Raw genomic sequence first — 18,380 nt, forward strand, 5'->3', positions numbered from 1 at the left:
GCAGCGGCCAGGACGTGCGCTTCGGTGCTCGTGATCTGGCCCGCCGCCTGCGTACCGAACTCGAACCGGTACTGGCCGAGGCCATGCTCGCTGCGCCAGAGGCCAGCGCCCTTGCGGTCGATGTACAGAAAGGTGGCTGGGTGGTCACGGCCGGACCGGAAGGGCCTGCCGCGTAGAGCTTGCCCGCCGAGACACCACGGCGGCGCCTGGCTTCGCCCGACACTTCCGGCTGCCGACAATGGCGGACGGTTCGCTGTGAGCCCAGCCTACTGGCCGGCCCAGCCGAACACCTCACAGCTGTTGCGATAGCTGGCCTCGGCCAGCGCCTCCGGGGTGATCCCTTTGATCCGGGCCAGTTCATGGCAGATGTCCGGGAGGAATTCCGGGCTGTTGCGTTCGCCGGCGTGGCTGTGGGGCGTGATGTCCGGGGCGTCGGTTTCCAGCACGATGGACTCCAGTGGCAGCTCCTTGAGTACCCGGTGCATGCGGTGGGCCTGGGGCCAGGTGCCGGCGCCGCCGAGGCCGAGCTTGTAGCCGAGGCGGATGTATTCCCGGGCTTCTTCCCAGCTGCCGCTGAAGGCATGGGCGATGCCGGTGCGGGGCAGCTTGTGGCGCTTCAGGGTGGCGATCATCGGCGCATGGGCCCGGCGCACGTGCAGCAGCACCGGCAGCGCGAACTCGGCGGCCAGTTCCAGCTGCGGCTCCAGCAGGGCCTGCTGGCGCTCGCGGTCGGGGTCTTCAATGTAGTAATCCAGGCCGATCTCGCCGATGGCGCACAGCTTGTCGGCGCCGCGCAGGCGCTCCAGCCAGCCGCGAAGGCTTTTCAAGTGCTCCGGGCGGTGCTCGGCAAGAAACACCGGGTGCATACCCAGCGCGGCATGAACCGCCGGCTCGTCCAGCGCCATCTGCCAGACCCGCTCCCAGTTGCCCGCGAACACTCCAAGCACGAGTATGCGTTCGACGCCCCGCCTGAGGCTGCGCGCGATCACCTCGGTGCGATCAGCGTCGAAGTGTTCGAAGTCGAGGTGGGTATGGGTATCGATCAGGCGCATGGGCTGGGGCAGGATCCTCGGGTCAAGGGGGGCGATTGTCCGCGACGGTAGGCTGTTGGTCACCGGCGAGGGGAGAGGTCGCACGGGCCTTCAGGAGTCTTCACGCTCCACGCGGATGTCACTGACGCCCAATTCCACCATTCGCCCCCGTTCGCTGGGTACCTGCGGGTCTTCCCAGGGCTGGTCGGTGGCTGCCCGGGGCTCGCGGACATGCTTGAGCAGGATTTCCTGTTCGATCCGCTCGAAGCCGGGCTCCTGAAATTCCTCCAGCACCAGCGAGTCGGGCTTGCCGTTGATCAGGTAGTGCACCCGATAGCGTTTCAGTTCGGTCATCTGGGGCTCCGCAATCGATGGCTGTACCGGTTCGGACACCGGGCGCGCCGTCAGGCTCCCGCCTACCGACGATCGCGCTCCAGTGCCAGCAGCGCGGCCTTGCGTTCCAGGCCCCAGCGATAGCCGGTGAGCCTGTCGTCGCGGCCCACTACACGGTGGCAGGGCACCAGCAGGGCGATGGGGTTGCGAGCGCAGGCGCTGGCGACGGCGCGGGCATGGCTGCCTAGGGTGCCGGCCAGCTCGCCGTAGCGTCTGGTCTCGCCCGGCGGGATGTCCCGCAGGGCGCGCCAGACCCGCTGCTGGAACGGCGTGCCGCTGGGAGCCAGGGGCAGTGTGACAGGGGACAGCGTACTGAAGGTGGTCAGGACCTGTTCGAGCCAGCCGGCCAGGCCAGCGTCGTCCTGCACCAGTGGCTCGCCCGGAAAGCGGGTGGCCAGATCGGTCAGCAGGAGCTGGTCCCCATCGCCCAGCAGCAGGGCGCGGATGCCGTCGTCGCCGGCGGCGAGCAGCAGGCGGCCAAGGGGACAAGAGGAGAGCGTGTAGCGCAGGATCATGGGTGGGCTCCCGGGGTGGCGGTCGACCCAGCCTCGGCGATTCCCTCGACGTCGGCAAGGGGGGCCGATTGCCAGCCGCCACCCAGGGCGACGAACAGCGCCACCTGGGCGGTGGCCAGCGCGGTACGACCCTCCAGCACCTGCTGGCGCGCCTGCAGCAGGCCACGCTGGGCATCCAGCACTTCGGGAAGATTGGCTTCGCCCAGCTCGTAGGTGCGCTGGGCCAGTCGGTAGGTGCGTTCGCGCTGTTCCAGCACTTCATGAAGCGCGGCGAGTCGGCGCTGCTGGCCTTCCTGTGCGACCAGCCCGCGCTCGACTTCTTCCAGCGCATCTGCAATGGCCTGCTCGAGTGCCAGGAAAGCGCCCTGGCCCTGGACGTCGGCCAGCTCGATGGCGGCGCGGCGCTGGCCGAAGTCCAGTAGCGGCAGGCCGAAGGTGGCCCCGAGCCGGGCGAAGTTGGAGGCCGTGGAGAAGTTGCTGTTGAGCGCCACGCCGCTGCGCCCGGCTGCCGCCTGGACCGCCAGTTGCGGGAACAGGTCGCGGCGGGCGGCCAGCGACAGTCGGTCGGCTGCATCCAGTTGCGCGGCGGCGGCGATCAGGTCGGGCCGGCGGCGTAGCAGGTCGATGGGCTGCCCGGGCGGAATGCCGCCCTCGATCAAAGGCACCGGGGCGCTGCGAGCGATCTCCCGGGCCAGGCTGCCGTGGGGTTGAGCGAGCAAAGTGTCCAGCGCCAGCCGCGCTTCGGCCAGGCTGATTTCCAGGTTGACCCGCTGGGCCTGCAGCGCGGTGCGCTCGGCAGTGGCCGATTGCACATCGAGACGGGTGACGTCACCGACTTCGAACAGCAAGCCGGCGATGCGCTCCAGTTCGGCGGCAATGCCGATGCTTTCTTCCAGCAACTGCTGCTGGCCTTGCAACGCCCGCAGCTGGACGTAACCCTGGGCGGCATTGGCGGCCACCGCGAGCCGGGCGGCGATGGCCTCGGCCTGGGTGGCGCGCATCTGTTGCCGCGCGGCGTCGACGCGGGCGCGGCGGGCTCCGAACAGGTCGATCTCCCAGCTGGCCTGCAGCGCCAGTTCCCACATGTCCAGGCGCAGGGTATCGCCGCCGCCTACAAAGGGTTCCAGCTCGGTCCCCTCGGCGGCGTTGTCCAGACCGACCCATTGACGGCTGAAGGAGCCGGGCAGGTCGAGCCGGGGAAACAGACCGGAGCGGGACTGGCGCAGCTGCGCCCGGGTGGCCTCGACCTGCAGCATGGCCTGGCGCACGTTGCGGTTGTCGTTTATTGCCCGCTGCACCAGGCCGGTCAGCATCGGGTCGTCGAAGCGCTGCCACCACTCGGTCAAGGCCGCGTCGTCCAGCGGCCGGGCCTGGCCGTGGAACCAGTCCTCCGGCAGCGCCGGCCTTTCGTGCTCCGGCACGCTGGAGCAAGCGGTGAGGGCCGCAGCCATCAGCCAGGGGAACAGCCGGCGCCAAAGGCCCATTAGCGTTCCTCCTTGCCGACACGCATCAGCAGCAGATACAGGCAGGGCACGGCCAGCAGGGTGAGCAGGGTGGCGAAGCCCAGGCCGGCCATGATGGTCACCGCCATGCCGGCGAAGAACGGGTCGAACAGCAGCGGCACCATGCCCAGCACTGTGGTCCCGGCGGCCAGCGCCACCGGCCGCAGGCGGGAGGCCGAGGCTTCGATGATGGCGGTGCGGCGCGCCACGCCGTCGGCGATCTGGCGGTCGGTCTCGTCCACCAGCACCACCGCGTTCTTGATCAACATGCCGGTGAGGCTGAGCAGGCCGAGCAGGGCCATGAAGCCGAACGATTGGCCGGTCAGGGTCAGGCCAAGGGTGACGCCGATGATCGACATCGGTACCACCAGCCAGATCACCAGCGGCTGGCGCACCCGGGAGAACAGCAGCACGGTGACCAGCACCATCCCAAGATAGGGCACTGCCAGGGTGCCGATCAGCGCGCCCTGGGCCTCGGAGCTCTGCTCGTACTCGCCACCCCAGGTCAGGCTGTAGCCATAAGGCAGTTCCATGGATTCGATGATCGGCCGGATGCGCTCGAAGGCCGTGTTGGTGTTCTCGCCGTCCAGTGGCTCGGCCCGTACCGAGATGGTACGCACCCGGTCGAAGCGGCTGATCAGGGTGTCCTCGGCGCTGATGGTCACCCCGTCGGCCACTTGGGCCAGCGGCATGTAGCGCTGCTGCACCGGCGACCAGATCAGCCGCTGCAACAGGTCGTCCGGCCCGACCCGGTCGGCGGCCGACGAGCGCAACAGGATCGGGATCAGCTCGTCTCGCTCGCGGAACACGCTGACCTGGGCGCCGTCGCTGGAAGCCGCCATGGTCAGCGAGATCATCTGCCGGGTGAGACCGGCGTCAGCCATGCGGTCCAGGTCCAGCAGCGGGCGCACCACGTGAGCCCGGGGGCGCCAGTCGTCACGCACGTTGAGCACCTCGCCCTGTTCGCGCAGCAGGCGCTGGCCTTCTGCGGACAGCTCGCGCAGGGTTTCCAGGGACGGGCCGCTGATGCGAGCCTCCAGCTTGGCCTCGGGGTTAGGGCCGAACAGGAACTGCGCGGCCGCGCCGTGGGTATCGGGATAGCGCGACGGCAGCGTCTGGTTGATTTCGCGGACCAGTCCGTCGATTGCTTCGGCGTTCTCTGTATGCACCAGAAAGTGCATCAGCGCGGGGTTGGGCTGCTCCGGATTGTAGGTGAGCATGAAGCGCGCCGCGCCGGAGCCGACGAAGGTGGACACTCCCGTCACGCCTTCGTGGCCGAGCAGGTACTGCTCGACATCCTCTGCCGCCCGACTGGTGTCCTGGATGTGGGTGCCCTGGGGCATGAACATGGTGACGGCGAAAATCGGCGTGCTGGACGGCGGGAAAAAGCTCTGGGGCAGGCGCCCGAAGCCCCATCCGGCGAGAATGGTCAGCACCGCCAGCACCGCGACCACCAACCCGGCGTGGCGCAGCACCCGGTCCACCACGGCGCGAAAGCGGTTATAGAGCGGGCTGTGGTAGGCCTCGCCGCCTTCCTCTCCGGTCTGGCCGCGCAGCAGATAGTGGCCGAACAGGGGCACCGCCGCCAGGGCCAGTACCCAGGACAGCAGCAGCGACACGCCAATGACAAAGAACAGCGAGAACAGGAATTCCCCCGTGGTGTCCGGTGACAGGCCGATCCCGGCAAAGGCCAGGATGCCAATGATGGTCGCGCCGAGCAGCGGCCACTGAGTCTGCTTGAGCGTCCTGCTCGCCGCCTCCATCAGCTTCAGCCCGCGCTGTTGCTGGATCAGCATGCCGTCGCAGACCACCACCGCGTTATCCACCAGCATGCCCATGGCGATGATCATCGCCCCGAGCGAAATCCGCTCCAGCTCGATGCGCGACAGCCACATGATCAGCAGCGTGCCTAGCACGGTCAGGGCCAGCACCGCGCCGATGATCGCCCCGGCGCGCAGGCCCATGGACAGGCACAGCACCGCCACCACGATGGCGATGGACATCACCACGTTCAGGGCGAAGTCGTTGACCGACTCGTTGACGATCTGGTGCTGCTGATACAGCGGGTGCAGTTCGACCCCGTAGGGCAGGCGCGGCTGGATGGCTGCCAGCACCGCCTCGACGTTTTCCCCGACCTCGACGATATTCGCCCCGGAAACCCCGCTGACGCCCAGGGTAATCGCCGGCTGGCCGTTGTGGCGGATGATCTGTCGCGGGCGCTCGGCATATTCGCGGCGCACCTCCAGCACGTCGCCAAGGCGCACGCTGCGTGGCCCCTGGCCGATCGGCAGGGCGCGCAGGGCTTCGAGGGTGTCGAACACGCCGGTGGGGCGGATGTGCATGTAAAAGGTACCGGCTCGCACGCCGCCAGCGTCCACTACTGCGTTGAAGTCGCTCAACGCGGCGGTGATTTCCTGTGGGGACAGGTTCAGCGCCGCCATCCGCGCCTGGTCGCCAATGACCACGATGCGCTCGGGCTGCTCGCCGGCGATATCGACCTTGCCGACGCCTTCGGCGGTGAGCAGGTCGAGGCGCAGGTCCTTGGCGATTTCGTACATTTCCTTCGGCGTCAGTCCGCCTCCGGTCATCGCATAGAAGATGCCGTAGACATCGCCGAAGTCGTCGTTGACTACCGGTGGCTGGGCGTCGGGAGCAAGCTCGTGTTCGGCATCGCGCACCTTGTTGCGCAGCTCGTCCCAGATCTGCGGCATCTGCCCGCTGGGGTAGCGGTCCTCGATCTCGATGCGCAGCTCGGCCATGCCATCCAGGGAGCGGGAACGGATTTCCTTGATCTGCGACATCTGCTGGATCGCGCTTTCCAGCGGCTCGGTCACCTCCTGCTCGACCTCCAGCGCGGTGGCGCCGGGGTACTGCACGGTGACCACTGCTTGCTTGATGGTGAACTCCGGGTCTTCCAGCCGGCCCATGTTGAAGAAGGCGACAATGCCGCCCGCCAGGCAGACCAGCACCAGCAGCCAGGTATTGACCGAACGTTCGATGGCGTAGCGGGCGAAGTCCATCGGCTCAGTCCCGCTGACGTTCGGTGGTTCGAACCGCCTGGCCTTCGTCGAGCTTGCTGCCGCCGGCCACCACTATCAGGCTGCCGGGCTCGAGTTCGCCTCGTACAAGTGCCTGGTCGTCCACCACGCGCTCCACCTGCAGCGGTTGCCGGCGGGGCAGTTCCCCCTCGACGATCCAGATGAAATGCCCGCCATTGGTGGCGACCTGCAGCGCCGACAGCGGGATACGGAACAGCTCGGCGGTGGATGTCTCGCCGGGCGGGCCGGACAGATTGACGCGCACCGCCATGCCCGGCAACAGGTTGAGGCCCTCCGGCGGTTCGCCCGCCAGGGTCAGGCGGTAGGTCCGGGCGCCCTCGCGGGGTTGGGTACTGTGCTCCCGGTAGCGCAGTGGCATTGTCGCCTCGCCGACCACCATCCGGCCTTCGGCACGCAGGCTGGAGTCCAGCGGTAGCTCCAGGGCAGCGGTTTCCGGCAGGTCCAGGCCCACCTCGATCTCCTCGCCGCCGGCCTGCATCTCGAAGATCGGTGTTCCGGAGGCCACCACCATGTCGGTCTCCACCAGCCGCCGCGCGACCACCCCGTCGAAGGGGGCGGCGAGAAGGGTGCGGCCTACCGATCGCTGGGCATTGTCCCGCGCCACCTGCGCCGACTCGACCTGCGCCTCCAGCGCCTCGATCGCCGCCGGGGCAAGGATGCCTTCTGCCAGCAGGGCGCGGCGCCGGGCCAGGTCGGCTTCGAGCTGGTTCAGCTGACTCCGCGCTTCGCGCAGCTGCAGGTCATAGTCAGTGCTGTCCAGGCGGGCCAGGGGCTGGCCGCGCTCCACCCGCTGGCCCTGGTCCACCAGCATCCGCTCGACCCGGCCCCCTACTTCGAATGACAGCTGGGTGCGGCTGGCGCTTTCCACCACTCCGGGGTAGCGCCACACACGGGTTTCGGCGGAGGCCGGCTGCAGCGGCTCGACCAGCGCGACGCGGGGAGGCGGGGGCGCCGGCTCGTCGTTTTGGCCGCAGCCGGCGAGAAAAACCATGAAAAGTGCGAGGCAAAGGCAAGGCAGTTGTCTAAAGTAAAAAGGGCTGCTGGACATCCTGACTCCGCGCGGTTGGCTGGGTTATCTCGGTCGCGCCCACCCAGGCCGGGCAACCTTGTGATCGCCCGGGCGCACGTCGGTTCAAACAGGAATAAGGATGGCCGTTGGCAAGTACCGGAACGGCCCGATTTAGGGCCCTTGACGGGGCAGGTCGGCATGGGGATGCTAACCTGCTGGGATTCCATTATGACTCGGGGAGGCGGTGATGCAAGGGCAAGCGCAGGTTGTGGATTATCTGAAAGAATTGCTGCGCGGCGAGTTGGCCGCCCGCGACCAGTACCTGCTGCACTCGCGGATGTATGGCGACTGGGGATTCAAGCGGCTCTACGAGCGACTCGATCATGAGATGCAGGAAGAGACCGAGCACGCCGATGCGCTGCTCAAGCGCATTCTGTTTCTGGAGGGCACCCCGGATATGACGCCCGAGCCGATCAACCCGGGCGCCACCGTGCCGGAAATGCTGCGCAACGACCTGGCGACCGAGTACCACGTACGTGACCGCCTGGCCAAGGGTATCGCGCTGTGTGAACAGCTTGGCGACTACGAGACACGTGAAATCCTCGAGGTGCAGCTGCACGACACCGAGGAAGACCATGCGTACTGGCTCGAACAGCAGCTGGGGTTGATCGACAAGATCGGCCTGCAGAACTACCTCCAGTCGCAGGCCTGGGAGTGACACGGCAACGGCCGGTACGCAGATGCACGCTCTAGGGGTCCCTTGATGAGGCCCATGCGATCGGATGATCAGGGGAGAGGGGGTAGTAGATGCAGAGCTACAAGGTACAGGGGATGACCTGCGGACACTGCGAGCGTGCGGTGATCCAGGCGATCCAGTCCCGCGATCCGGCTGCCGAGGTCAGGGTCGACCTGGCGGCGGGTCTCGTGCAAGTGCAGTCCGCGCTGCCTGAGCAGGCGGTGCGCGAGGCGATCACCGAAGAGGGCTTTCAGGTTCATTCCTGATGCGTCGGCGCTGAGGGTCAGAGACGCCAGTCTCTGACCAGTCCACGAAAAAGTGGCCGGAACAGTTCCGCCGGATCTTCCCGGTTGAAGACCTCCGGCTTGCGTGTCCAGTCGGTGAAGAGACCGACCACCAGTCCGTGTAGCGCGTGCGCCGCGATCCTGGGCGTGACACCCGGCTGCAAGCGGTCGCTGGCCTTGGCGAAGAGTTCCTGGCAGAGCTGGATGAACAGGTCGACAAAGGCATAATGCCGCTCTTCCGCCTCTTTGAGCTCCTCGGTGAACTCACAGCGATGCAGCAGGATGGTGAACACCCGCAGTCGGCGTTCGTCGTCCTTGAGCAGGGTAAGGGTTTCGCTGCTCAGCCTGAACAGCGCCTCCAGCGGATCACCCTGATCGCAGCCGGACATCCGTTCGGCCAGTTGTTCCGGTGGCAGCCTCACCTGGCTGAGCATCTCATGAAACAGGTGGGCCTTGTTCTGGAAGTGCCAGTACACGGCGCCTCGTGTTACGCCCGCATGCCGGGCAATCTGATCGAGGCTGGTGTGGGCGACGCCGCGTTCGAGAAACAGCTGCTCGGCGGACGTCAGAATGGCAATGCGGGTCTTCTCCGCCTCTTCCTTTGTTCTTCGCATAGAGGTCTTCCGGCGGTCATCTTGGACGGCTCGTGGTGGGAAAGGACCGGCACGATAGCGCGAGTCCCCCTTTACAATCGTCTATGTATGTAACAGGATTTGACTGACCTGTAAACGAATAGGCGAGTCGAAAGCTTCCCGCCCTGCGCCCCGAGACCCCTCCATGACCCTCCGCATCCTGATCCTGCTGGGCGCATTGTCCGCTTTCGGCCCTCTGGCGATCGATCTGTACCTTCCAGCCTTTCCTGCCCTGGCCCAGGCCTTCGGCACCGACATCGAACATGTGCAACTGACCCTTGCCGCCTATTTCGTCGGCCTGGCGATCGGACAGCTCATCTACGGTCCGCTGATCGACCGCTTCGGCCGGCGCGGGCCCCTTCTCATCGGCGTGGTGCTGTTCAGCCTGTCGTCGCTGGCCTGTGCCCTGGTGCCTGATCTGGACTGGATGGTCGCGGCGCGCTTCATTCAGGCACTGGGCGGCTGCGTCGGGATGGTTGCTGCGCGTACCGTGGTACGCGATCTGTGCGACCCGACCACCACGGCCAAGGTGTTTTCCCAACTGGTGCTGGTAATGGGTGTGGCTCCGATCCTGGCGCCGGTACTCGGTGGGGTCCTGCTGGCGGCCTTTGGCTGGCCATCGATGTTCATTGTGCTGGCGCTGTTCGGCTCGGTGTGTGGGCTGGCAGTCTGGCGCTGGCTACCAGAGACCTATCCGGCCGACATGCCGCGCAGGCCGCTCGGCGGCGCGCTGGCCAACTATGGCCGGTTGTTGCGCGATTCGTCGTTTGTAGGCAACGCCCTGGCTGGTGGCTTTGCCATGGGCGGCATGTTCGCCTATATCGCCGGTTCGCCGTTCGTCTACATCGAACTGTATGAAGTCTCGACCCAGCACTACGCCTGGCTGTTCGGACTCAACGCGGCAGGCTTCATACTCCTGGCCCAGGTCAACGCCGCGCTCATGCGCCTTCGCGGTCCGCAGTTCTGGCTGATGCGCTGGGTCTGGGTGCACTTCGCCTCGGGCATGGCCCTGCTGGCCGTCGCACTGGCGCAACCCGCGGCGCTCTGGCCGCTGCTGCTGCCGCTGTTCTGCAGTATCGCTTCGCTGGGCTGCATCATGCCCAACGCCACGGCTTGCGCCCTGGCACGACATGGCGCGAATGCCGGGAGTGCGTCGGCGCTGCTTGGCAGCCTGCAGTTCAGCATCGCCGCCGTGACGTCCGCCATGGTCGGCGCGCTGCACGATGGCAGTAGCGTTCCGCTGGCCGGGGTTATCGCCGTCTGCGCCCTGCTGGCACTGGCGCTGACGGTCTGGACCGCCAGCCGCGACTGAGCGCTAGCGAGCCAGCCGCGCTTCCATGCTGTTTTTCGCCAGCTGGCGCGCCTGCTTTTCGGTCATGCCCAGGCTGTCGTGCAGGGCCTGGAAATTCTCCATGACATACCCGCCGAAATAAGCCGGGTCGTCCGAGTTCACCGTGACCTTCACGCCGCGCTCGAGCAGATCGAGGATGTTGTGCTGACTCATGTCGTCGAACACACAGAGCTTGATGTTCGACAGCGGACAGACGGTGAGTGGTATCTGCTCGTCGATCAGCCGCTCGATCAGTCGTGGATCCTCGGCGGCGCGCACGCCGTGGTCGATGCGGCTTACCTTGAGCAGGTCGAGTGCCTCCCAGATGTATTCCGGCGGGCCTTCCTCACCCGCATGGGCCACGGTCAGGAAGCCCTCGGCACGGGCCTTGTCGAATACCCGCTGGAACTTGCGTGGCGGGTGGCCAACCTCGGAGCTGTCGAGGCCCACGGCAAAGAAGGCGTCGCGGTAGGGCAGGGCCTGCTCCAGGGTCTTGAACGCCTCTTCCTCGGGCAGGTGGCGCAGGAAGCTGAGAATCAGCCCACTGCTGATGCCGAGTTGCGCCCGGGCATCGTTCAAGGCGGTGGAGATGCCTATGACGGCTGCCTCGAAAGGTATGCCCCGGTCGGTGTGGGTCTGGGGATCGTAAAACGGCTCGACATGCACGACGTTCTGCTCGGCGCACTTCTGCATGTAGGCCCAGGTCAGATCGTAGAAGTCCTGCTCGGTGCGCAGCACGTCGGCACCGCGGTAGTAGAGATCGAGAAACTCCTGCAGGTTGTTGAAGGCGTAGGCGCGGCGAAGGCTGTCCACGTCCGGCCAGGGCAGGGCGATGCTGTTGCGTTCTGCCAGCGCAAAGAGCATCTCCGGCTCCAGTGAGCCTTCGAGGTGCAGGTGCAATTCGGCCTTTGGGACGTCAATGAGGCAGTCGTACATGATTCGGCGTCTCGTTTGGAAGTGATGAAAGGTTCTCAGCAACTGCTATGCCACGAAACAGCCGATGAGGGAAGGTCAGCCGCATGAGGTTCGGCTGGTGATTTCTTGATCAGTTCTCTACAAGCCAGGCGCTATCTGCGCTTCGGCGACTCGTCCCGATGTTATCCACAATCTTTTCCACGGGGGGTGGGCATAACTTCCCCAGACGGCAACAACCTGCCGGGAGCGGCCCAGGCAAGGCTTAATTCCATGGAAAAACCGCTTGTATCAAGGCCTTGGGCATGCATTCAAGCGATACCCGAGTGGATTGTATAAAAAATGAACAGAGCCTGCGGCGCCGCGCGTACCCTGCTTCAAACCAGTCTTTCCCACGGTTATCCACAGAACCTTCCACTGAATATGTGCGTAGTCTTCAGCTATCCAGCAACTGCAATCGGCTGTATCCGCGGCTGACGTTGGCCAGCAGTTCCGCCAGCAAACCGAAGCGGTCCGGGGGGAAGGCAAGATCGAGAAAGGCCCCTTCAGCGTCGAACCTTTCGCCTTCCAGCAGCGCCTCGCACTCACCGAGGCGCGCCTTGAGCAGATTCAACTCCGCGAAGCGGCAATGGCAACGGCCACGAGCCAGCAAGACGAGTTCGCGGGCCTCTCCGGCCTGAAGGCACCTGGCCGTACTGCCGCCGTAGGCTCGCGCCAGGCCGCCGGTCCCAAGCTTGATGCCGCCGAACCAGCGGGTCACTACCACGGCCACCTGATCGAACGCTTGACCTTCGATAGCCACGAGCATCGGTCGTCCGGCGGTGCCGCCGGGTTCGCCATCATCGCTGAAACGGTACTGCTGGCCGATCTTCCAGGCCCAGCAGTTGTGACTGGCGGATGGGTCGCTGACCGCCTGGATGAAATCCATGGCCTGCCCGGCCGTGGTCACTGGCGCCGCACGCACCAGAAATCGGCTTTTCTGGACCGTTTCAAGAAGTTCGCAAGGCGCGGCGAGGGTAGAAGGCATGGCTGGACCAGACGAGGAGCGGGCAAATCAGTTTACCCGTCCGCTCGCGCCGGGTCAGGCGGCCTCCCCACGCCAGGGGCCGTCTGTCGGCCATTGCGATCGGTGGACGAAGCGCCGGTAGGAACCGATTTTCAAGAAGGGCAGGGCGTCCGTCCGGATCGCTCGGCCACCCTGTGCCTGTGGACCAGGCCCTGCCCCTGCGTCAGAGGCTGACGGGCAGGGGGTGATAGCTGCGGTCGAAATAGAGCAGCGCATTCGCCTGCTCGGCCAGCGTCACGCCGAGCACCTCGCAGAACAGCACGTCATGGGTGGCGACACTGGTGACCTGGGTGATGCGGCAGTCGAACGCCAGCGCAGCGCCGGCCAGCACTGGCGAACCGTTGGGTGAGATCGACCAGCGATCTGCCGTGAAGCGCTCGGCCATGGGCGTCTTGCCGCCGAAGAGATTGGATACGTCGCTCTGCTCGGCACTGAGCAGGTTGACACAGAGGTTGCCGTTGCCGACCACCGCGGCATGGGCCGAGGCACTTCGGTTGAGGCAGACCAGCAAGGTCGGCGGGTCGTCGCTGACGCTGCAGACAGCGGTAGCGGTAAAGCCGGCGCGGCCGCACGGGCCATCGGTAGTGACCACGTTGACCGCGGCGGCGAGTCGGGACATGGCGTCGCGGTAGTCCTGCCGGTTCATGGGTTCTGGCGGGGCAGCGTAGAGTTTCAGGGCGGCGGCTTGCATGGGGGGCTCCTCAGGCGAGTTTGCAGGCTTGTTCGAAGGCGAGACGGGGCAGACGCTCGTGCAGTCTGTCGCGGTCGCCATAGCCGAGGTTGATCAGTAGGTTGGCTTTCCAGGTGGTGCCCGCAAGGAAGGTCTCGTTGACCAGGTTGGCGTCGAAGCCGGACATGGGGCCGGCGTCCAGGCCCAGCGCCCGCGCGGCGAGGATCAGGTAGCCGGCCTGCATGGAGCTGTTGCGCAGGGCATTCTCTGCGATCAGGTCGGGCTTGCCGGCGTACCAGCTGCGGGCGTCGGCAACCGGGAAGAGTTCCGGCAGCGTGTCGGGAAAAGCCTCGTCATAGGCCAGGATGATGGTGACCGGTGCGGACAGGGTCTTGTCCAGGTTGCCCTTGGACAGGCAGGGCGCGAGCTTTTCCTTGCCTTCGGGGGTGCGCACGAAAACGAAGCGGGCCGGGCAACTATTGACGGCGGTGGGGCCAAGCCGGACCAGCGTGTAGAGCCGCTCCAGATGGGCGTCGGTGACCGGGCGGTCCTGCCAGGCGCTGAAGGTGCGGGCTTCGGTGAACAACTGGGCCAGGGTTTCTGAATCGAGGGGGGCGGTCATGGTCGTGGTCCTCAGGCTGCCTCGCACGGGGAGCGTTGTCGCGCCAGGTGTTCGAGCAGGATGCGGTTGAAGGTTTCGCTGTCGGTGACGCTGGAGGCGTGGCCGCCATAGTCCAGCAGCTCCAGGCGAGCATTGGGCAAGCGCTGGGCCAGGTGCAGCGAGCGGTTCCAGGGCACCAGCATATCGTCTCGATTGGCGATGACCAGGGTCGGTGTGCCAATGAGCTCCAGACGGTCTTCGATATCGAAGGCGAGCAGGGCATCGATGCGCCGCAGCAGGTTCCCGCTGCCCTGAAAATGCTGGAGGTGATGGGCGTCTTCGCGGCTCAGGCGTTCGCCATGGGCGGCAATCCAGTCGGGCGGGTAGAGAAACAGCGACTGGGCTTCCACATAGGCGGCCGGGCCGCTGTCGCGCAGCAGCTTCTTGCGCACCGAGAAGCAGCGTGCGCTGTGCTCGTTGGGGCTGCTCCAGGCATTCACCGGCACCAGGCTCTGCAGCAGCTGCGGCCGCAGCAGGGCGATCTGCAGGCCCACCAGACCACCCAGGGCGTGGCCGATCAGGTGGCAGCGGCGAATCTTCAGGGTGTCGAGCAGTTCCAGCAGTTCGACCGCCATGGACTCAATTGAGTAGCCGTCGGCCAGGGTGCCAGGGCTTCTGTTGGTGCCCTGGTGATCGTAGACCAATACCCGGAAGGCGTCGGTCAGCGCCGGCAACTGCGGCGCCCAGAACCCGGCCGAGCCGCCGAGGCCGGAGCTGAGGACCAGGGTCGGTGCGTCTGCGTCCTTGCGGCCGTGAAGTTCGTAGTGCATGGGGTTTCCTCGATGGGTGGGCTCAGGGGGCCTGGGCAGCGAGCTCGCGCGCCAGCGTCGTTGAAGCAGGTCTCGGGTGGCGGCGAGGGATCGGTTCGCGAGCAAGCTCGCTCCTACAAAGCCCGGACCCGGAGCCCGGAGCTAGAGCCTCGTTGAGCGGCCGTTACTGCCCTACATGGGCGATGCTGGCGATTTCGATCAGCGCGTCGGGCTTCACCAGCCCGCACTGGATGCAGTAGCGCGCCGGCTTGTCGCCGGGAAAGAACTCGGCATAGACCTGGTTCACCGCGCCGTAGTTGGCCCAGTCGGTGAGCATGATCATGTTGAAGGTGACGTCGTCCATCGTGCCGCCGGCGGCTTCGACCACTCCCTTGATGGTTTCCAGGACATGGCGGGTCTGGGCGGCGGCATCGCCGACGTGGACCACGTTGTTGTCCTTGTCGAAGGGCAGGGTGCCGGACACATAAAGCGTCCCGTCGGCCATCGAGCCGGGAACATAGGGTGCCAGGGGTTTGCCGCTGCCGGCGGGGATCACGGATTGCTTGGGCATGTCGGTTCTCTCGTGCAAGGCTTGATGAGGTCGTTATCCAGTTCAGGCAATGGCGGTGGTGGCATCCAGCGCAAAGGTGTCGCAGAAGGCCGCGACGCTGGAGACCCAGCCGAAGAAGGTCTCGATGTTGTACAGCGCCGCCTGCTGGGCGAACGGCGGACCGGCCTGGTGGGTGGCGTCTTCGAGCACCACGCCGAAGTATTCGAGGTGGAAGCCGTCGCGCAGGGTCGATTCCACGCAGACATTGGTGGCGATGCCGGTGAACACCAGGTTGCGGATGCCCCGGGCGCGCAGGGTGCTGTCCAGTTGCGAGTTGAAGAAGCCGCTGTAGCGCGGCTTGGGCACCAGGATGTCGCCGGGCCGGGGCTGCAGCGCGTCCACCAGAGCGTAGTCCCAGCCGCCCTTGGCCAGCAGTGTGCCGGCCAGTTCCGGGCGCTGGCGCATGGTCTTCAGGGCGTTGGATTTGTGCCAGTTGGGCGAACCGGGCCCGCCCGCCTCGACGTAGCCGGCATCCCAGCCGTTCTGCAGGAACACCACCTGGATGCCGGCGGCGCGGGCCGCCTCGAGGGCGACGCTGATCCGTTCGATCACCGGCGCGGTGGTCGAGACGTCGAAGCCGGCCAGGTCAAGGTAGCCATTCTTGCTGGCGTAGGCGTTCTGCATGTCCACCACGATCAGCGCGGTCTCGCTGGCCTTCATCGCCAGCGGTTCGGGGCGGGCGGGCAGCGTCAGCGCCCCGTCAGCGCTGCCCAGGCGGTAACCGGCAAGGCTTTCGGCGGCGTTCATCAGGCGCTCTTCCTCTGCAGCGTGATATGGCGGCGGCTCTCCATCAGCGGCTGGATCTTCTCGCCGAAGGTTTCCACGCCCTTGATGAAATCGTCGAAGGTGAGCATCACGCCCTGGGTGCCGGGCACCGTGGCCACCTCGTCGAGCATCCTGGCCACGCTGGCCCAGGAGCCCACCAGGGTACCCATGTTGATGTTCACCGCCGAGGTGGGGTCGGCCATCTGGCGCACGTTGGTGTCGCTGCCGGACGTCTTGTCCGCCGCGCCCTGTTCGCCGAGCCAGGCGATGGCCTCCTGATCGGCACCGGCCTTGTAGTGCTCCCACTTGGCGCGCGCGGCCTCATCGGTTTCGTCGGCGATCACCATGAACAGCACGCAGGAGGTCACGCTGCGGCCGGTCTTCTCGGTGGCCTTGCGCAGGCGCTCGGTGGTCGGCGCGAAGGCGGTGGGGGTATTCACGCCCTTGCCGAAGCAGAAGTTGTAGTCGGCATACTGCGCCGAGAAGGCCATGCCAGCGTCCGAGGAGCCGGCACAGATAATCTTCATGTCCGCCTGGGGTTTCGGGCTGACCCGGCAGTCCTCCATCTGGAAGTGTTCACCCTTGAAGTCGCTGCGCCCGGTTTCCCAGAGATCACGCAGTACCTGGGCGTACTCGCCGAGGTAGTTGTAGCGGCTGCCAAAGAATTCGTCGCCCGGCCACAGGCCCATCTGGGTATATTCGGGCTTCTGCCAGCCGGTGACCAAGTTGACACCGAAGCGGCCACTGGAGATGGAGTCGATGGTGGAGGCCATGCGCGCCACGATGGCCGGCGGCAGCGTCAGGGTGGCGGCGGTGGCGAACAGCTGGATCTTGCTGGTGACGGCGGCGAGACCCGCCATCAGGGTGAAGGACTCCAGGTTGTGCTCCCAGAACTCGGTCTTTCCGCCAAAGCCGCGCAGCTTGATCATCGACAGCGCGAAGTCGAAGCCGTAGCCCTCGGCCTTCTGCACGATAGCCTTGTTCAGCTCGAAGCTGGGCATGTATTGCGGAGCGTTTTCGGAGATGAGCCAGCCGTTGTTGCCGATCGGGATGAAGACGCCGACGTCCATGGGATTATTCCTCTCTACGCGAAGGCCAGTGGCTGCCCTGGTGGGCGGGCAGTGCTGGCGGAGCTAGAGCAGGATGCGGGCCAGGTTTTAACTTTCCTTCAGGATCAAATAGTTGCAGCGGGCTTAATGCTTGTAATGGACCATTTGGTCTAGATTAGAGCACTTGTTTTGTGCGCGATCGGTCCGTTGTGGGGCGGCTGCCGCGAACTCGGACCGGCTTTTGTAGGAGCGAGCTTGCTCGCGAAAGCGGCCTGTGAGGCTGCGCGAGGCTTCCGGTGTTGCGCCGTCCCTTCGCGAGCAAGCTCGCTCCTACGGGGGAGGCGTGTGCTTTAACGATGGGGGGAAACTCGGACCGGCTTTTGTAGGAGCGAGCTTGCTCGCGAAAGCGGCCTGTGAGGCTGCGCGAGGCTTCTGGTGTTGCGCCGTCCCTTCGCGAGCAAGCTCGCTCCTACGGGTGGACTAGCCGCAGGTGTCATAGCCAGGCGGCGTCCCAGAACGGGTAGCTGCCGATCCGCTCCACCAGCCCGGCCCGCAGCGGGTTGGCCACAACGTAGCGGGCCAGCGCCCGGAGGTCTTCCTCGTCGCGTATGGCACGATCGTGATACCCCTTCTGCCAGACTGGCCCTCGCTGTTCAAGACCAAGGTTGATCGCCAGGGCGCTCCGGGATTTGAGCGTCTGCATCAGGGTTTCGAGCGTGCCAGCACGCAGTTGTATGAGCCAGTGTAGGTGGTCGGGCATCAGCACCCAGGCGAGCGAGTGGACCGCCTCGCCCTGACCAGCCAAGTGAATCTCCCGGGCCACCGCTTGTGCCTCCGACCATCGGCGGAACAGGTGTTTGCGGTGGCGGGTGACGGTGCTGAGCAGGTAGGCGTGCCCAGGTAGTGAAACACGGCCCTGGCGCAGGTTTCGTCCGTGAAAACGCATGCCGTTGCGTCCTTTTTCGAGAGCAGGAGTTTGCCAGGTGGGCGAGCTGCTGTCCGAACGAAGAGTGCCCGATCCCTCAAGCAGGAGCCTCCTGGCGAACGTCGATTCTAACGCCGGCCGGCTGTCGCAGGCGCGAGCTTGCTCGCGAAAACGGCCTGTGGGGCTGCGCGAGGCCCTGGTGCAGTGCCGTCCATTCGCGAGCAAGCTCGCTCCTACGGGGTGGCACGTGCTTTAACGGCTGTGGATGAAGCTCGCTCCTACGGGGTGGCACGTGCTTTAACGGCTGTGGATGAAGCTCGGGCCGGCTGTTGTAGAAGCGACCTTGCTCGCGAAAAGCGGCCTATGGGGCTGCGCGAGGCTTCTGGTGTTGCGCCGTCCATTCGCGAGCAAGCTCGCTCCTACGGGGTGGCACGTGCTTTAACGGCTGTGGATGAAGCTCGGGCCGGCTGTTGTAGGAGCGA

20 protein-coding genes are annotated in these 18,380 nt (G+C 65.8%); 4 read left to right on the forward strand and 16 right to left on the reverse strand.

The features are described 5' to 3' along the window. The first annotated feature begins 14 nt into the window (after positions 1-14). Complete coding sequence (locus tag ACFOMF_RS08420) at positions 15-176, forward strand: hypothetical protein (RefSeq protein ID WP_386363977.1); 162 nt, start codon at positions 15-17, stop codon at positions 174-176. A gap of 90 nt (positions 177-266) precedes the next feature. On the opposite strand, the gene ACFOMF_RS08425 is transcribed toward ACFOMF_RS08420, so the two are convergent. From ACFOMF_RS08425 to ACFOMF_RS08450, 6 genes are all read right to left on the reverse strand, one after another. After that, positions 267-1,052, reverse strand: coding sequence for a TatD family hydrolase (locus ACFOMF_RS08425; RefSeq protein ID WP_386363624.1), 786 nt, complete (start codon positions 1,050-1,052; stop codon positions 267-269). A 90-nt stretch (positions 1,053-1,142) separates the two neighbouring features. Next, positions 1,143-1,385, reverse strand: a complete 243-nt coding sequence (locus tag ACFOMF_RS08430) for a hypothetical protein (RefSeq protein WP_386363627.1) — start codon at positions 1,383-1,385, stop codon at positions 1,143-1,145. Between the two features lie 62 nt (positions 1,386-1,447). Beyond that, positions 1,448-1,939 (reverse strand): methylated-DNA--[protein]-cysteine S-methyltransferase, encoded by a 492-nt coding sequence (locus tag ACFOMF_RS08435; protein WP_386363630.1) that lies wholly within the window; start codon positions 1,937-1,939, stop codon positions 1,448-1,450. Further along, positions 1,936-3,423, reverse strand: coding sequence for an efflux transporter outer membrane subunit (locus tag ACFOMF_RS08440; RefSeq protein ID WP_386363633.1), 1,488 nt, complete (start codon positions 3,421-3,423; stop codon positions 1,936-1,938). Before ACFOMF_RS08440 ends, ACFOMF_RS08435 begins: the two co-directional genes overlap by 4 nt. After that, positions 3,423-6,461, reverse strand: coding sequence for an efflux RND transporter permease subunit (locus tag ACFOMF_RS08445; RefSeq protein ID WP_386363637.1), 3,039 nt, complete (start codon positions 6,459-6,461; stop codon positions 3,423-3,425). Before ACFOMF_RS08445 ends, ACFOMF_RS08440 begins: the two co-directional genes overlap by 1 nt. A 4-nt stretch (positions 6,462-6,465) precedes the next feature. Beyond that, complete coding sequence (locus tag ACFOMF_RS08450; RefSeq protein ID WP_386363640.1) at positions 6,466-7,491, reverse strand: efflux RND transporter periplasmic adaptor subunit; 1,026 nt, start codon at positions 7,489-7,491, stop codon at positions 6,466-6,468. A 265-nt stretch (positions 7,492-7,756) separates the two neighbouring features. Between ACFOMF_RS08450 and bfr the strand changes: the two genes are divergently transcribed. Together bfr and ACFOMF_RS08460 are read left to right on the forward strand one after the other, a co-directional pair. Then, positions 7,757-8,227, forward strand: a complete 471-nt coding sequence (gene bfr / locus ACFOMF_RS08455) for a bacterioferritin (protein WP_386363643.1) — start codon at positions 7,757-7,759, stop codon at positions 8,225-8,227. An 89-nt stretch (positions 8,228-8,316) separates the two neighbouring features. Continuing rightward, positions 8,317-8,511, forward strand: coding sequence for a heavy-metal-associated domain-containing protein (locus tag ACFOMF_RS08460; RefSeq protein ID WP_386363646.1), 195 nt, complete (start codon positions 8,317-8,319; stop codon positions 8,509-8,511). A 17-nt stretch (positions 8,512-8,528) separates the two neighbouring features. Here the strand turns inward: ACFOMF_RS08460 and ACFOMF_RS08465 are convergent, their stop codons facing one another. Beyond that, positions 8,529-9,143, reverse strand: a complete 615-nt coding sequence (locus ACFOMF_RS08465) for a TetR family transcriptional regulator (protein ID WP_386363649.1) — start codon at positions 9,141-9,143, stop codon at positions 8,529-8,531. A gap of 163 nt (positions 9,144-9,306) precedes the next feature. Here ACFOMF_RS08465 and ACFOMF_RS08470 point away from each other — a divergent pair, with 163 nt between their 5' ends. Next, positions 9,307-10,473, forward strand: coding sequence for a multidrug effflux MFS transporter (locus ACFOMF_RS08470; protein ID WP_386363652.1), 1,167 nt, complete (start codon positions 9,307-9,309; stop codon positions 10,471-10,473). 3 nt (positions 10,474-10,476) lie between these two features. Here the strand turns inward: ACFOMF_RS08470 and ACFOMF_RS08475 are convergent, their stop codons facing one another. The 9 genes from ACFOMF_RS08475 to ACFOMF_RS08515 form a co-directional block, all read right to left on the reverse strand. Then, positions 10,477-11,427 (reverse strand): adenosine deaminase, encoded by a 951-nt coding sequence (locus tag ACFOMF_RS08475; protein ID WP_386363655.1) that lies wholly within the window; start codon positions 11,425-11,427, stop codon positions 10,477-10,479. 412 nt (positions 11,428-11,839) lie between these two features. Continuing rightward, positions 11,840-12,430 (reverse strand): IMPACT family protein, encoded by a 591-nt coding sequence (locus tag ACFOMF_RS08480; RefSeq protein ID WP_386363657.1) that lies wholly within the window; start codon positions 12,428-12,430, stop codon positions 11,840-11,842. A 202-nt stretch (positions 12,431-12,632) separates the two neighbouring features. Continuing rightward, complete coding sequence (locus ACFOMF_RS08485) at positions 12,633-13,160, reverse strand: flavin reductase (RefSeq protein WP_386363660.1); 528 nt, start codon at positions 13,158-13,160, stop codon at positions 12,633-12,635. Positions 13,161-13,170: 10 nt separating this feature from the next. After that, positions 13,171-13,761 (reverse strand): malonic semialdehyde reductase, encoded by a 591-nt coding sequence (locus ACFOMF_RS08490; RefSeq protein WP_386363663.1) that lies wholly within the window; start codon positions 13,759-13,761, stop codon positions 13,171-13,173. Positions 13,762-13,772: 11 nt separating this feature from the next. After that, positions 13,773-14,570, reverse strand: a complete 798-nt coding sequence (gene rutD / locus ACFOMF_RS08495) for a pyrimidine utilization protein D (RefSeq protein ID WP_386363665.1) — start codon at positions 14,568-14,570, stop codon at positions 13,773-13,775. Between the two features lie 163 nt (positions 14,571-14,733). After that, positions 14,734-15,120, reverse strand: a complete 387-nt coding sequence (gene rutC / locus ACFOMF_RS08500; protein WP_386363668.1) for a pyrimidine utilization protein C — start codon at positions 15,118-15,120, stop codon at positions 14,734-14,736. Between the two features lie 42 nt (positions 15,121-15,162). Then, positions 15,163-15,906 carry a pyrimidine utilization protein B gene (gene rutB / locus ACFOMF_RS08505; protein ID WP_386363671.1) on the reverse strand — a complete coding sequence of 248 codons (744 nt, stop codon included), beginning with the start codon at positions 15,904-15,906 and terminating at the stop codon, positions 15,163-15,165. After that, entirely contained in the window at positions 15,906-16,994 is a 1,089-nt protein-coding gene (rutA, locus tag ACFOMF_RS08510; RefSeq protein WP_386363674.1) for a pyrimidine utilization protein A, read from the reverse strand. Before rutA ends, rutB begins: the two co-directional genes overlap by 1 nt. A 472-nt stretch (positions 16,995-17,466) precedes the next feature. Then, positions 17,467-17,919, reverse strand: coding sequence for an REP-associated tyrosine transposase (locus ACFOMF_RS08515; RefSeq protein WP_386363676.1), 453 nt, complete (start codon positions 17,917-17,919; stop codon positions 17,467-17,469). Positions 17,920-18,380 lie beyond the last annotated feature (461 nt).

The sequence above is a fragment of the Stutzerimonas tarimensis genome, assembly GCF_042648805.1.
GTDB classification, from domain to species: Bacteria; Pseudomonadota; Gammaproteobacteria; order Pseudomonadales; family Pseudomonadaceae; genus Azomonas; species Azomonas tarimensis.

Excerpts from the sequence above, each read along its gene's own strand:
- rutC (WP_386363668.1), bottom strand. The coding sequence starts at position 15,120 with ATGCCCAAGCAATCCGTGATCCCCGCCGGCAGCGGCAAACCCCTGGCA.
- ACFOMF_RS08430 (WP_386363627.1), bottom strand. The coding sequence starts at position 1,385 with ATGACCGAACTGAAACGCTATCGGGTGCACTACCTGATCAACGGCAAG.
- ACFOMF_RS08485 (WP_386363660.1), bottom strand. The coding sequence starts at position 13,160 with ATGCAAGCCGCCGCCCTGAAACTCTACGCTGCCCCGCCAGAACCCATG.
- rutB (WP_386363671.1), bottom strand. The coding sequence starts at position 15,906 with ATGAACGCCGCCGAAAGCCTTGCCGGTTACCGCCTGGGCAGCGCTGAC.
- ACFOMF_RS08440 (WP_386363633.1), bottom strand. The coding sequence starts at position 3,423 with ATGGGCCTTTGGCGCCGGCTGTTCCCCTGGCTGATGGCTGCGGCCCTC.
- rutA (WP_386363674.1), bottom strand. The coding sequence starts at position 16,994 with ATGGACGTCGGCGTCTTCATCCCGATCGGCAACAACGGCTGGCTCATC.
- ACFOMF_RS08425 (WP_386363624.1), bottom strand. The coding sequence starts at position 1,052 with ATGCGCCTGATCGATACCCATACCCACCTCGACTTCGAACACTTCGAC.
- ACFOMF_RS08445 (WP_386363637.1), bottom strand. The coding sequence starts at position 6,461 with ATGGACTTCGCCCGCTACGCCATCGAACGTTCGGTCAATACCTGGCTG.
- bfr (WP_386363643.1), top strand. The coding sequence starts at position 7,757 with ATGCAAGGGCAAGCGCAGGTTGTGGATTATCTGAAAGAATTGCTGCGC.
- ACFOMF_RS08470 (WP_386363652.1), top strand. The coding sequence starts at position 9,307 with ATGACCCTCCGCATCCTGATCCTGCTGGGCGCATTGTCCGCTTTCGGC.
- ACFOMF_RS08450 (WP_386363640.1), bottom strand. The coding sequence starts at position 7,491 with ATGGTTTTTCTCGCCGGCTGCGGCCAAAACGACGAGCCGGCGCCCCCG.
- ACFOMF_RS08475 (WP_386363655.1), bottom strand. The coding sequence starts at position 11,427 with ATGTACGACTGCCTCATTGACGTCCCAAAGGCCGAATTGCACCTGCAC.
- rutD (WP_386363665.1), bottom strand. The coding sequence starts at position 14,570 with ATGCACTACGAACTTCACGGCCGCAAGGACGCAGACGCACCGACCCTG.
- ACFOMF_RS08480 (WP_386363657.1), bottom strand. The coding sequence starts at position 12,430 with ATGCCTTCTACCCTCGCCGCGCCTTGCGAACTTCTTGAAACGGTCCAG.
- ACFOMF_RS08465 (WP_386363649.1), bottom strand. The coding sequence starts at position 9,143 with ATGCGAAGAACAAAGGAAGAGGCGGAGAAGACCCGCATTGCCATTCTG.
- ACFOMF_RS08490 (WP_386363663.1), bottom strand. The coding sequence starts at position 13,761 with ATGACCGCCCCCCTCGATTCAGAAACCCTGGCCCAGTTGTTCACCGAA.
- ACFOMF_RS08435 (WP_386363630.1), bottom strand. The coding sequence starts at position 1,939 with ATGATCCTGCGCTACACGCTCTCCTCTTGTCCCCTTGGCCGCCTGCTG.
- ACFOMF_RS08515 (WP_386363676.1), bottom strand. The coding sequence starts at position 17,919 with ATGCGTTTTCACGGACGAAACCTGCGCCAGGGCCGTGTTTCACTACCT.
- ACFOMF_RS08460 (WP_386363646.1), top strand. The coding sequence starts at position 8,317 with ATGCAGAGCTACAAGGTACAGGGGATGACCTGCGGACACTGCGAGCGT.